The sequence below is a fragment of the Rhodococcus sp. NPDC003382 genome, assembly GCF_053589135.1.
In genome coordinates, this window is record NZ_JBSFRH010000024.1 from 86,568 (window position 1) to 99,328 (window position 12,761).

Here is a 12,761-nt window from a genome sequence, read left to right on the forward strand (position 1 = left end):
ACCTCACCCGGTCTCCCCTGATTTCGTGAGCCAGATGTCACGGGGGACTCATCCCTGTTAATGCCCCCGCAACACCGCATCAGCAGCATGGAACGCGGCCGGAATCGGACGGCCTGTTCACTCGAGGGGCGGTGCAATGCGGGGCGACATCACGACGGTCAAGACTGCCTGCTCCTACTGCGGTGTCGGCTGCGGCATGGTGCTCGACGTCGAGACCGACGCCGTGACGGGCACACGCCGTGTCCTGAAGGCATACGGCGACAAGGACCACCCCACCAACTTCGGCCGGCTGTGCACGAAGGGCGCCACCAGCGCCGAGATGCTGGCCGCCGGTGGCCGGCTCGAGACCGCGTACCGCCGCGGCGAACGCGGCGCCGACCCCGTGCCCGTTCCGGTCGCGGCGGCGATCACCGAGACCGCGCGGCGTCTGCGGAGCATCGTCGACACGCACGGCCCCGACGCGGTGTCGCTGTACGTGTCCGGCCAGATGTCCCTCGAGGCGCAGTACCTGGCGAACAAGCTCGCCAAGGGGTTCATCGGCACCAACCGCATCGAATCGAACTCGCGGCTGTGCATGGCCAGTGCCGGCACCGGCTACAAGCAGTCCCTCGGCTCGGACGGTCCGCCCGGTTCGTACGAGGACTTCGACCACGCCGACGTGTTCTTCGTGACCGGCTCGAACATGGCCGACTGCCATCCCATCCTCTTCCTGCGCATGATGGACCGCGTCAAGGCCGGCGCGAAGCTCATCGTCGTCGATCCGCGGCGCAGTGCGACCGCGGAGAAGGCGGATCTGTTCCTGCAGATCAAGCCGGGCACCGACCTGGCTCTCCTCAACGGGTTGCTGCACCTGATCGTCGAGAACGGGCACGTCGACGAGCAGTTCGTCGCCGAGTTCACCGACGGCTGGGACGCGATGCCCGAGTTCCTCGCCGACTACCCGCCCGCGACGGTCTCGCAGATCACCGGGATCCCCGAGGCGGATCTGCGCACCGCCGCGCAGTGGATCGGAGAGGCCGGCAACTGGATGAGTTGCTGGACCATGGGGCTGAACCAGAGCACTCACGGCACCTGGAACACCAACGCCATCTGCAACCTGCACCTCGCGACGGGCGCGATCTGCCGGACCGGCAGCGGCCCGTTCTCGCTGACCGGCCAGCCGAACGCCATGGGCGGGCGCGAGATGGGCTACATGGGGCCGGGTCTTCCGGGGCAGCGCACCGTGCTCGCAGAGGCCGATCGGGAGTTCGTCGAGGATGTCTGGAACGTTCCGCGCGGCACGCTGAGCACCACCGTCGGTGGCGGCACCGTGGACATGTTCGAGAAGATGGCGGCCGGCGAGATCAAGGCGTGCTGGATCATCTGCACCAATCCCGTTGCCAGCGTCGCGAACCGGAAAACCGTTCTCGAGGGTCTCGAGAAGGCCGAACTGGTCGTCACACAGGACGTGTTCCTCGAAACCGAGACCAACGCGTATGCCGACATCCTGCTTCCCGGTGCCCTGTGGGCCGAATCCGAGTACGTCGCGGTGAACTCGGAACGGAACCTGACCCTCCTGCAGCAGGCCGTCGATCCGGTCGGCGAGGCCATGCCGGACTGGGAGATCATCGCGCGGGTCGCGTGCGAGATGGGTTACGCCGAGGCTTTCACGTACTCGAGTGCCGAGGAGATCTTCGAGGAACTCAAGGCCTTCTGGAATCCGCGCACCGGGTACGACCTGCGCGGCGTCACCTACGAGCAGCTGCGCAACACGCCCGTGCAGTGGCCCTGCCCGCCGAACGCCGACAGCGACCGCAACCCCATCCGCTATCTCAACGACGGGAACAGCCGATCGCTGGTCGTCCGGGAGGACGGCTCGGTGCCGCGCCTGGCGTTCGCGACCGACAACGGGCGGGCGGTGTTCTTCCCGCGCCCGCACATGCTGCCCGCCGAGATGCCCGACGACGACTACCCCGTCGTCCTGAACACCGGGCGTGTGCAGCACCAATGGCACACCTTGACCAAGACCGGGAAGGTCGCCAAGCTCGAGAAGCTGAATCCGAATCCGTTCGTCGATATCAATCCCGTTGATGCGCAGCAGTATTCGATCGTCGACGGCGATCGGGTGGAGATCGCGTCGCGTCGCGGCCGGGCCGTGCTGCCCGCCGTGGTCACCGACCGGGTGCTGCCCGGTACGGTGTTCGCGCCGTTCCACTGGAACGACATCTACGGCGAATACCTCGCGATCAACGCGGTGACCAACGACGCGATCGACCAGGCCTCGCAGCAACCCGAGTTCAAGGTGTGCGCGGTGTCGCTGACGAAGGTCGCCTCGGCTCCCGAACCGGAGAAGCCCGAGGTGCAGACGGCGCCGGCCGTGGATCGTCTCGCCGCGGCCCTCGGAATCGACGAACAGGCCGTGCCGGTCTTCGACGGCAACGAGCAGCTCTATCTGGCCGGGCTGCTCGCCGGACTGCGCAACGCGCCGGCCGAGGTGGTGCCGGTGCTGCCGGAGTCCGCGCCGTTCCCGGCCGCCAAGCGGGTGTGGCTCGACGGGCTGCTCGCGGGCCTGTTCTCGCACGCTCCCGTCGCGGTGCGGTACTCGAATTCCACGGTGCTGGAGGAAGATTCGTCCTCCGCGATCGTCGTCGCCTGGGCCTCGCAGACGGGCAACGCCGAGGAGTTCGCGCAGCTGTGCGTGGACCGTCTCCGAGCGGCCGGCCGAGCCGTGACCCTGATGGGGATGAACGACATGGACGTCGCCTCGCTCGCAGAGATCGAGGATCTGCTCGTCATCACCAGCACGTTCGGCGACGGCGACGCGCCGGACAACGGAAGCGCGTTCTGGAAGGCGCTGAGCCGGGAGGACGCGCCGAAGCTTCCCGGAACACGTTATGCGGTGCTCGCTTTCGGTGATTCCAACTACGACGACTTCTGCGGGCACGGTCGCCGGATCGACGAGCGGCTCGCCGAACTCGACGCGACCCGGCTGACCGAGCGCGTGGACTGCGAACCCGACTACCAGGACGCCGCTTTCGCGTGGCTCAACGGCGTCGAGGAGATGTTCCGGGGAACAGGGACGTCGGGAAGCATCTCGGGCGGCGCGCCGGTCGCGGTGCGCGAACCCGTGTTCACCCGCAAGTCCCCGCTCGTGACCCGGCTGACCCGCAACGTGCCGCTCAGCGGTCCGGGATCGTCGAAGGACGTGCGGCAGTTCGGATTCGAACTCTACGACCCGGCGTTCGAATACGAGGCCGGTGACGCCCTCGGCGTGATGCCGACGAACGGCCCGGGCACGGTCGACGAGTGGCTTCAGGTGACCGCGCTCGACCCGGAATCGCCGATCGAACTCGGCGACATGCCGACGATCCCGTTGCGCGAGGCCGCCACCCGATTCCTCGACATCACCCGCGTGACGAAGGACCTTCTGCGATTCGTCCAGAAGCAGAGTGACAGTGCGGAACTGGGCAAGCTGCTCCGTCCCGGCAACAAGATCGAACTGCAGCAGTGGCTGTACGGCAAGCAGGCGATGGACGTGATCTCGGAGTTCCCCTTCAAGGCCCCGATCGAGGAGTGGATGCCCATCCTCACCCGGCTGCAGCCGCGCATGTACTCGATCTCGTCGAGTCCCAAGACCGATCCGCGCGAGGTCCAGTTGACCGTCTCGGTGGTGCGGTACGCATACGAAGGGCACGAACGCGCCGGTGTGTGCTCGAGTTTCCTCGCCGACCACAGCAAGGGCGTCGACATCCCGATCTTCGTGCAGCGCAGCCCGCATTTCCGTCCGCCCTCCGCCTCGGACACCCCGATGATCATGGTCGGGCCGGGAACCGGCATCGCCCCGTTCCGCGCGTTCCTGCACGACCGGCGCGAACTCGGGCACACCGGCGCGAACTGGCTGTTCTTCGGCGATCAGCGCTCGGACACCGACTACCTGTACCGCGACGAGATCGAATCGATGCACTCCGACGGTTTCCTGACGAACCTCGATCTGGCCTTCTCCCGCGATCAGCGGCAGAAGGTGTACGTGCAGGACCGCATGCGGGAGCACGGTGCCCGGTTGTGGAAGTGGCTGCAGGACGGCGCGCACTTCTACGTGTGCGGTGACGCGAGCCGCATGGCCAAGGACGTGGACGCGACGCTGCGCGAGGTCGTGCAGACCCACGGCCGTCTCGACGCCGATGCCGCCGACGCGTTCGTCGACAAGCTGGCCTCCGAGAAGCGCTACGTCCGCGATGTGTACTGAGCGGAATCCACTGTAGCCGCATCCGCGGGTATATCCTCAGATCCGTGACGCATGTGCGGATGAATGAGCTCGTGTTTCGGTCAGGTGCGGATCGGAGCCGACGGTGACGGCCCTCCGGATCCGCGATGCCGCGGCGCTGCTCGGGGTCAGCGACGACACCGTCCGCCGCTGGATCGACCAGGGTGTGCTCGAGGCGAGCAGGGACGAATCCGGGCGCAAGGTCGTCGACGGCAAGGTCCTGGCCGAATTCGTGCGGCATCAGGCGGACGCGGCCCCGGATCTGCTCGGCGTCGGCAGTTCGGCGCGCAACCGGTTCGTCGGCATCGTCACCCGCGTCGTCGCGGACACGGTCATGGCCCAGGTCGAGATGCAGTGCGGCCCGCACCGCGTCGTCTCGCTCATGAGCACCGAAGCGGTGAACGAACTCGGCCTCGAACCGGGCAGCATCGGGGTGGCCGTCGTCAAGGCGACCACCGTCATCGTCGAAACCCCCGGAGGGATGTCGTGATGCGCGCGAGAATCGTTGCCGCCCTGGTCGGTACAGTTCTGACACTGGCTGCCTGCGGCACGAGTGACGACTCGGCGTCGGAGACGACCGCGTCCGCCCCGGAGAGCGCCGAGACGATCACGGTGTTCGCCGCGGCCTCGCTGAAGGCGACATTCACCCAACTCGGCACACAGTTCGAAAGCGCCCACCCGGGCAGCACCGTCGAATTCAACTTCGCGGGATCGTCCGATCTCGTCGCGCAGATCACCCAGGGCGCACCCGCCGACGTGTTTGCCTCCGCCGACACCGCGAACATGGACAAGGCGGTCGAAGCCGGTGTGGTCTCGGGGGACCCGGTGAACTTCGCGACCAACACCCTCACCATCGTCACCGAACCCGGAAACCCCCAGGGCATCACGTCGTTCGCGGATCTGACCCGCCCGGGCCTGAAGGTCGTCGTGTGTGCACCGCAGGTACCGTGCGGCACTGCGACGAGCAGGATCGAAACCCAGACCGGGGTCGACATCCAACCGGTCAGCGAGGAATCGTCGGTGACCGACGTGCTCGGCAAGGTGACCTCCGGTCAGGCCGATGCCGGACTCGTCTACGTCACCGACGCCACGAACGCCGGCGACAAGGTCACCGCGGTGCCGTTCCCGGAATCCGCCGACACCGTGAACACCTACCCGATCGCGCTGCTCGAGGAATCGCAGAATCCGCAGCTGGCGTCGAAGTTCCTCGAGTTCGTCACCGGCGACGACGCGCGGACGGTCTTCGCGGAAGCCGGTTTCGGAGCGCCGTGACCTCGAGGCCGGAAAGCCGGGCGGGCCTGCCGGGGTGGATCTACCTGCCGGCGGCCGTCGGGGGCGTGTTCGTGATCCTGCCGCTGGTGTCGATGGTGCTGGCCGTCGACTGGTCGCGGTTCCCCGAACTCGTCACCTCCGAGGCGTCGCTGCAGGCGCTGGCGCTCAGTCTGCGCACCGCGACCGCCAGCACCGTTCTGTGTGTCCTGTTCGGGGTTCCGATGGCAGCGGTCCTGGCGCGCAGCACGTTTCGGATCATTCCGGTCCTGCGGTCGCTGGTGTTGCTGCCGCTCGTGCTGCCTCCGGTCGTCGGCGGTATCGCCCTGCTCTACACGTTCGGCCGTCGTGGGCTGCTCGGCGAGTACTTCGAGGCGTTCGGTCTCCGGATCGCGTTCTCCACCACCGCCGTCGTGCTCGCCCAGACGTTCGTCGCCCTCCCGTTCCTCGTAATGAGCCTCGAAGGTGCCCTGCGTACCGCGGGCCGTCGCTACGAGGCCGTCGCCGCGACCCTGGGTGCGCGACCCACCACCGTGTTCCGGCGCGTCACCCTGCCACTCGTGCTCCCGGGCCTCGCGTCCGGCGCGGTCCTCGCGTTCGCTCGCGCGCTCGGCGAGTTCGGTGCGACCATCACGTTCGCGGGCAGCCTGCAGGGCGTCACCCGCACCCTGCCGCTGGAGATCTACCTGCAGCGCGAGACCGATCCCGATGCGGCGGTGGCCCTCTCGCTGCTGCTCGTGCTCGTCGCGGTCGCGATCGTGGTCGCCGCGCGGGGACGACGCATCGCAGGTGCACTGTGAGCGCCCTGCACCTCGAGGCCCGGATCGCGGCGCGCGACGTCGATCTGAGCGTCGACGTCGAATCCGGTTGTGTACTCGCGGTTCTCGGACCCAACGGTGCCGGGAAATCGACGCTGCTGAACCTGGTCGCCGGGTTGTTGTGCCCCGACACCGGGCGCATCACCCTCGGCGACCGCGTCCTCACCGACACCGAAGCCGGCGTCGACGTGCCGCCGCACCGCAGGTCCGTGGCCATGCTGGCGCAGGAACCGTTGCTGTTCCCCCATCTCACGGCGATCGCGAACGTGGCCTTCGCGCCGCGCAGCACCGGTACGCGCCGGCGGCGGGCCCACCGCGAGGCGATGCGCTGGCTCGAGGCCGTCGATGCCACGGAATTCGCGTATCGCCGGCCGCGCGAGTTGTCGGGCGGTCAGGCCCAGCGCGTCGCGATCGCCCGTGCACTCGCTGCACAGCCGCACCTGCTGATGCTCGACGAACCGATGTCGGCGCTCGACGTCACCGCCGCCCCCGCGATCCGCTCGTTGTTGCGGCGCATCCTGCGCGACCAGGACCGCACCGCACTCGTGGTCACCCACGACCCCCTCGACGTGCTGGCGCTGGCCGACCGGGTCGCGGTGATCGACGATGGCCGCGTCGTCGAAACAGGTTCGGTGCGTGAGGTTCTCACCCGACCCCGGAGCGCGTTCGCGGCGCGCATCGCCGGTGTCAACCTGGTCGCGGGCACCGTCGCAGCCGACGGTCTCGACACCGAGTTCGGTCCCGTCCACGGCACCGTCGACGAGGGGTGCCGGCCCGGCGACCGCGCGGTCGCGGTGTTCTCACCCGTCGCGGTGGCGGTGTATGCCGAGGAACCGCACGGAAGTCCCCGCAACAGTTTCCGGGTCACCGTCGGTGACCTCGAGGCGCGCGGAGCCACGGTGCTGGTCCGTGCCGCCGGCACCGGTCTCGCCGCCGAGATCACCGCCGCCGCGGTCGCGGACCTGGCCCTCGAACCCGGTGCTCAGGTGTGGTTCGTCGTCAAAGCCACCGAGATCGGCATTCACCGCTCCGCGTGACGACGCTTCCCGTCACCCGCCGACGTGGGCGCGCATGAGGTAGACGTTGTAGCTGTCCCATTCCGACATCGTGAAGTACAGGTCGTCACCGCTCGACCACGGGTGGATGAATCCGCCGTAGGCCTTCGGGTAGTCGGAGGTGCGGACCAACACGGACGGGTCGGACCACTCCCCCTGCGGGACGGTGGCCTGGCGCAGCACGATGCTTCCCGCGACCGGGTCGAGGTAGCTCATCTGCCAGCGGTCGTGCTCGTCGTCGTAACGCACCGACAGTTCGGACGCGACGCCCGCGAACAGTGGCGTCGCGACATGTTCTGCAGCAGGCACCCATTCGCCGGAAACCCAGTACTGGTACGCGGTCGGGTTCAGGACCTCGGCGGTGGGAACCCGGGCGAGCCCGACGGTGCCGATGCGCCCGTTGGGGGTACCGAACATGTAGACGTGATCGCCCTGCGGCACCATCGTCGCGACCTGGAACCGGCCGACGCCGAAGAAGTTGTCCCACCGGGCGTGCTGGTCCTTCGTCCACGTCTGCCCGTGGTCGTCGGACCAGGCGATGCCGCCCAGGTTCGTGTACCACATGCCGGGGATCTTGCTCCACCGCCGCACGGACATGTAGCTGAGGTACTGCCGGTCACCGATGGCGAATCCCGACGTGGGGATGACGGTGGTCTCGTAGTTGTGCACGTGCCGCGAATCGAGGATCTCGGCGGCGTGGCAGGGGCTGTCCTGGACCATCGAATCGATGGTCATGCCGTCGGACAGGTCGGTGTCGGTGCTGAAGGCGAGGACGTTGCTGCGCCAGTCACCGCCCGCACCACCCGGGGGCTCCCATTCGTGGCCGAAGGTGTCGCCGAACGCGACGGCCACCTCACCGGGCGCCGATTCCCAGAAGATCCCGAGATCGGTGCCGTTGACCTGCCAGCGCGAGTCGGTGCGGTTCTCGGAGCCGTGACCGGTCAACTGCGACACCAGGGAAACCTCGCCCACCTCGGGTGCGCCCAGGCGGGCGACGGCCGCCCCGGGCTCGACGGGCGGGGCGACCGGATCCGGCGCCGGCTGCGGCGGCGGCGCCTCGCCACCGGGAACCGGGATGGGGATCGTCTCGGGCTGCGGATCGATCTCGATGCGAGGGAGGAAAGAGGACCCACTGCTGGATCCGCTGGATCCGCTCGAGCCGCCGATCGGGCTGTCCGGTTTCGGCAGGGTCTCCGGGCACGGGTCCGCGCACGGATCCGCCGGCAGCGGCGCCTGCGGTACCCGCGTGGTGTCCGGGGCGGGCCCCGGCACCTCGACCTGCACGAACTCCGGGTACGGCACCGGCAGTTCCAGGACGCGCGGAATCTCGATCGGCGGCGCGCCGGATCCGGGCTTCTCGGCGGACGGATCGAAACCGGTCTCCCCGCACGAGTTCACCGGAGCTGCGCCCTCGGCGCTCGCGGGCACCGCGAGAAGCGGCAGCGTCAGCGAGACGAGGGCCAGCGACGTGAGCACCGCGCGACGGGACATGGGCGCCTCCTGACGGAACTGCACTCGAGTGCTGAACCAGGAGAACCTAGCAAATCGGGCCCGTTCACATCCGAAGGCGGCGCACGGCGAGGACCCCGGCGAGTCCGGCCAGATAGATCCCGACACCCGCGACGGCGAGGGCGGGCGAGCGTCCATCGGGTGCGACGACCACGGCGGCCGCGGCGATCGCGGCGAGGAAGGCGATGTTGAACACGGTGTCCTGGAGCGCGAAGACCTGGCCGCGCCGGGCGTCGTCGATCTCGATCTGCATCGCGGCGTCACCCGAGAGCTTGACGACCTGCCCGGCGAGACCGAGGAGGAACGCGGCGACGAGCAGCGCCGTCTGGGTGAGGAGCGTGACGAACAGCAGTTGCACGATCGCGGCCGTCAGCAGTGCGCCGGTGATCGTGCGCGGCCGTCCCGCCCGGGGCAGGAGGATCGGGGTGACGATCGCGGCCACGAGCATGCCCGTCGCGGTCGCGGCGACCGCGACCCCGAACCCGGTGAGCCCTTCGGCCGCGGAGCCGTTCCCGCCCTCGCGCAACACCAGAACCATGATCAGGGTGTCGATGCCGAAAACGATGCGGTGGGTGCCGATTCCGATCATCGCGACGGTGACGCCGGGTGCCTGCCAGACCGCGACGGCGCCGGTGTGCAGTCCGTCGAGGACGGATCGCACGGCGCTGCGCGGCAGAATCTCGTCCGGACCGAGACCGTGCCGCGGGAAGCCGCCGGCGGCGACCGCCGCGATCACCGATCCGGACGCTCCCAGCGCGACCGCGATTCCCGATCCGGTGTCGCCCGCGCCGACGATCCCGATGGTGCTCACCGCGACCGCGGCACCCGCGGCGGACACCCCCGATCCGACGGTCGCGAGCACGGAATTGACCGGTACGAGCCAGGATTGGGCCACGGTGTGCGGTAGCGACGCGGATACCCCGGCGAGCACGAACCGGCTCACGCCGACGGCGGCGAGCGCCAGCAGGAGCAGTGCGGTCTCTCCCCCGCCGGTGAGCAGCACCGCGGCCGCGGAGAGGATGAATGCGCCGCGCAGCATGTTGGCCCACAGCAGCACGAGGCGCCGGTCCCAGCGGTCGAGCAGCGCACCCGCGAACGGTCCGACGACCGAGTACGGCAGCAGCAGAACCGCGAACCCGGCGGCGATGGCGGCCGGATCGGCGTGCCGTTCGGGGTTGAACAGGATCGCCCCGCCGAGCGCGGCCTGGAACAGTCCGTCACCGAACTGGCTCGCGAAGCGGACGGTGGTGAGCCGGGCGAGGTCCGGTGAGTGACGGAGAGCCGTCGCTGTGGATCGCAATGCCTGCCGCTTCGACTCCTGCACGACCCGACACTATCCCCCGCCCGAGAGGCGGTGGGAACGTCAGGCAGCCGCCCGGTGCTCGCGCCACCACCGCACGGTTTCGGCGGCGGCCACCGGCAGCGGTGTGGCCGTCACGCCGAGTGCCTCCTCGCTGCGGCTCGAGTCCATGACGAACGGGTCGGTGAACTGGTAGAGCATCTCCGCGAGCTCGCGTGCGTCGCGGTTGACCAGGGCACCGCCGCGCAGCACCCACGCGGGGATGGTGCCGACCTTCGGTACCGGTACGCCCGCGGCGGTCGCGAACGCGGCAACCATTTCGCGCTGCGTGACGGCCGGTGCGGTGGGTGCGTGCACCACGGTGTTCCACACGGCGGGGGTGTCGGCGGCGGCGATCATCGCGGCGGCCAGGTCCGGCACGTAGGTGAACGAGTGCGGGACGTCGGCCGAGCCGAGCACCCGCGGGGTGCGTCCCGCGAGGATCGTGGGGACCATGCGCTCTCCGGCGTGGGCGTTCAGCGCGCGCGGGCCGAAGTAGTCGGACGCGACGACGCTGACCGTGGGCGTGGTGTGCGCGGCGCGTTCGGCGAGCAGGCGGGTACGGACGCCGCGCTTGCCGGTGGTGGCGTTGCGCGGGGAGTCCTCGCGCATGACCCGGTCGGGCTCGCTGTAGGAGTAGAGGCTCTCCGGGAAGATCACGACCGCTCCGGCCTTTCCGGCCGCGTCGAGGACGGTGCGTTCGGCGGCCGGAAGTTCGCGTTCCCACGCCTCGGCCCGATAGGCGGAGCCGTGGATGCACATGTGGACGGCGGTGATCGTGTCGTCGCCGAACGCGGCGGCGAGGGCGGCCGGATCGGAGACGTCGGTGCGGACGCGTTCGACGAGCGGATGGTCCGGTCCGCTGCCGGAGCGGGTGAGGACGCGGACGCGGCGGCCGCTGTCGGCGAGCTGCTGGGCGACGGTCCATCCGATGGGTCCGGCACCGCACACGACCTGGAGATTCGACATGGTGTTCTCCTTCTGCATCGAAATGTGAGCACTGCTCTCGTTTGAAACGAGCATGCGCCCCCGGATGCGCACTGTCAAGAGCACTGCTCACTTTTGTTGACAGTGCTCACGGACGAGGGCAGGCTCGGAGGCATGGCTGCAACGACACCTCGCGCCCGGGCCCGGGCGCAGACGATGGCCGACATCCTGCGCATCGGCCGCGAACATCTCGCCGTGCACGGCGCCGCCGCGCTGTCTCTCCGCGCCGTCGCACGCGACCTCGGCGTCGTGTCGTCCGCCGTCTACCGCTACGTCGCCAACCGCGACGAACTGCTCACCCTGCTCGTCGTGGACGCCTACGAGGAACTCGGCAACGCCGTCGACAACGCCGTCGTGGTCGTCGACCCGCACGACGCGCCCGAACGCTTCCGCGCCCTCGCCCGCGCGGTCCGCCGGTGGGCGCTGCGCGAGCCCGCCCGCTACGCCCTGCTGTTCGGCAGTCCCGTGCCCGGTTACCGCGCGCCGGCCGAGCGCACCACCGAACCCGGCACCCGCGTCGTGACCCGGCTCGTCGAGATTCTCACCAGCGCCTACGCGGACGGCACGCTGCGACTGCCCGAGCCGGACGGGATTCCCGGCAGCCTGCACGCCGACCTCGACCGGATCCGCAGCGAAACGGGCACCGATCTGCCCGACGCGGCCCTGGCCCGCGGCATTCTGCTGTGGTCCTCGCTGTTCGGGGCGGTGAGTTTCGAGGTGTTCGGGCAATACGGCGAGAACACCTTCGCCGCCCCCGACGACCTCTTCGAGCACCATCTCACGGTCCTCGCCGAGACGGTCGGTCTCAGGGCCGGACCGCCAAAATCGTGAGCGGGGCTTACGGGCGTCCGGGTGGCGACAGTGGGATGATGTCCGAGTGGCGCAACACCAGGACGAACCCGAGGACCGAACGGCAGCAACAACGCCGAACGTGCGGGCCGGGAGCCTGCTGGTGTCGGCCACCGACCTGGTCGAACCCACCTTTCGCCGCACCGTCGTCTACATCATCGAACACAACGAATCGGGCAGTTTCGGTGTCGTGCTCAACCGCCTGAGCGACACCGCCGTCGGGGCGGTCCTGCCCCAGTGGGTACCGGTCTCCGCCGAACCGAAGGCCCTGTTCGTCGGCGGCCCGGTCCGGCGCGACTCCGCGCTGTGCCTCGGCACCCTCCGAATCGGCGCCTCCGCCGACGGAATCCCCGGAGTGCGCCGCGTCGACGGACGTGTCGTCATGATCGATCTCGACACCGACCCGCAGGTCGTCGGACCCGTCGTCGAAGGCGTCCGGATCTTCGCGGGCTATGCCGGCTGGAGCGCCGGCCAGCTCGAGGGGGAACTGAGGAACCGCGACTGGATGGTCCTGTCGGCACTGCCGCAGGACCTTCTCGCCCCGGCCCGCCTGGACCTGTGGGCCCGCGTCCTGCGCCGCCAGCCTCTGCCGCTCGCCCTGCTCGCGACGCACCCCATCGAAGTCGAACGCAACTAGGTGGGCCTTCGGCCCCGGTGTGCCTTTGTGGCGGTCCCAGCCGCCACAAAGGCAC

10 protein-coding genes are annotated in these 12,761 nt (G+C 69.3%); 7 read left to right on the top strand and 3 right to left on the bottom strand.

Annotation, left to right across the window (positions count from 1 at the left end; translation table 11 throughout):
* Positions 1-136: 136 nt before the first annotated feature.
* From ACWDUD_RS17495 to ACWDUD_RS17515, 5 genes are all read left to right on the top strand, one after another.
* The gene (locus ACWDUD_RS17495; RefSeq protein ID WP_450110115.1) at positions 137-4,225 is read left to right on the top strand and encodes a molybdopterin-dependent oxidoreductase; all 4,089 of its coding nucleotides are present in this window, start codon (positions 137-139) and stop codon (positions 4,223-4,225) included.
* Between the two features lie 103 nt (positions 4,226-4,328).
* Positions 4,329-4,733 carry a TOBE domain-containing protein gene (locus tag ACWDUD_RS17500; RefSeq protein WP_307846544.1) on the top strand — a complete coding sequence of 135 codons (405 nt, stop codon included), beginning with the start codon at positions 4,329-4,331 and terminating at the stop codon, positions 4,731-4,733.
* Positions 4,733-5,515: a molybdate ABC transporter substrate-binding protein gene (gene modA / locus ACWDUD_RS17505; RefSeq protein WP_450110116.1), complete on the top strand. Its 783-nt coding sequence runs from the start codon at positions 4,733-4,735 to the stop codon at positions 5,513-5,515. The genes ACWDUD_RS17500 and modA overlap by 1 nt, the downstream gene beginning before the upstream one ends.
* Positions 5,512-6,312, top strand: a complete 801-nt coding sequence (locus tag ACWDUD_RS17510; protein ID WP_450110117.1) for an ABC transporter permease — start codon at positions 5,512-5,514, stop codon at positions 6,310-6,312. Before modA ends, ACWDUD_RS17510 begins: the two co-directional genes overlap by 4 nt.
* Positions 6,309-7,367: a sulfate/molybdate ABC transporter ATP-binding protein gene (locus ACWDUD_RS17515; RefSeq protein ID WP_450110118.1), complete on the top strand. Its 1,059-nt coding sequence runs from the start codon at positions 6,309-6,311 to the stop codon at positions 7,365-7,367. The genes ACWDUD_RS17510 and ACWDUD_RS17515 overlap by 4 nt, the downstream gene beginning before the upstream one ends.
* Before the next feature lie 12 nt (positions 7,368-7,379).
* On the opposite strand, the gene ACWDUD_RS17520 is transcribed toward ACWDUD_RS17515, so the two are convergent.
* From ACWDUD_RS17520 to ACWDUD_RS17530, 3 genes are all read right to left on the bottom strand, one after another.
* A complete protein-coding gene (locus ACWDUD_RS17520; RefSeq protein WP_450110119.1) occupies positions 7,380-8,876 on the bottom strand; it encodes a DUF4185 domain-containing protein in 1,497 nt (498 codons plus the stop codon).
* A gap of 64 nt (positions 8,877-8,940) precedes the next feature.
* Positions 8,941-10,218, bottom strand: a complete 1,278-nt coding sequence (locus tag ACWDUD_RS17525; protein ID WP_450110120.1) for an MFS transporter — start codon at positions 10,216-10,218, stop codon at positions 8,941-8,943.
* A gap of 39 nt (positions 10,219-10,257) precedes the next feature.
* The gene (locus ACWDUD_RS17530; RefSeq protein WP_450110121.1) at positions 10,258-11,202 is read right to left on the bottom strand and encodes an NAD-dependent epimerase/dehydratase family protein; all 945 of its coding nucleotides are present in this window, start codon (positions 11,200-11,202) and stop codon (positions 10,258-10,260) included.
* A 132-nt stretch (positions 11,203-11,334) separates the two neighbouring features.
* Here ACWDUD_RS17530 and ACWDUD_RS17535 point away from each other — a divergent pair, with 132 nt between their 5' ends.
* Together ACWDUD_RS17535 and ACWDUD_RS17540 are read left to right on the top strand one after the other, a co-directional pair.
* Positions 11,335-12,051 carry a TetR/AcrR family transcriptional regulator gene (locus ACWDUD_RS17535; protein ID WP_450110122.1) on the top strand — a complete coding sequence of 239 codons (717 nt, stop codon included), beginning with the start codon at positions 11,335-11,337 and terminating at the stop codon, positions 12,049-12,051.
* Between the two features lie 46 nt (positions 12,052-12,097).
* A complete protein-coding gene (locus tag ACWDUD_RS17540) occupies positions 12,098-12,706 on the top strand; it encodes a YqgE/AlgH family protein (protein WP_450110123.1) in 609 nt (202 codons plus the stop codon).
* The last annotated feature ends 55 nt before the right edge of the window (positions 12,707-12,761 follow it).

Coding starts and splice junctions, on each gene's coding strand:
- ACWDUD_RS17535 (WP_450110122.1), top strand. CDS start 11,335: ATGGCTGCAACGACACCTCGCGCCCGGGCCCGGGCGCAGACGATGGCC.
- ACWDUD_RS17495 (WP_450110115.1), top strand. CDS start 137: ATGCGGGGCGACATCACGACGGTCAAGACTGCCTGCTCCTACTGCGGT.
- ACWDUD_RS17530 (WP_450110121.1), bottom strand. CDS start 11,202: ATGTCGAATCTCCAGGTCGTGTGCGGTGCCGGACCCATCGGATGGACC.
- modA (WP_450110116.1), top strand. CDS start 4,733: ATGCGCGCGAGAATCGTTGCCGCCCTGGTCGGTACAGTTCTGACACTG.
- ACWDUD_RS17520 (WP_450110119.1), bottom strand. CDS start 8,876: ATGTCCCGTCGCGCGGTGCTCACGTCGCTGGCCCTCGTCTCGCTGACG.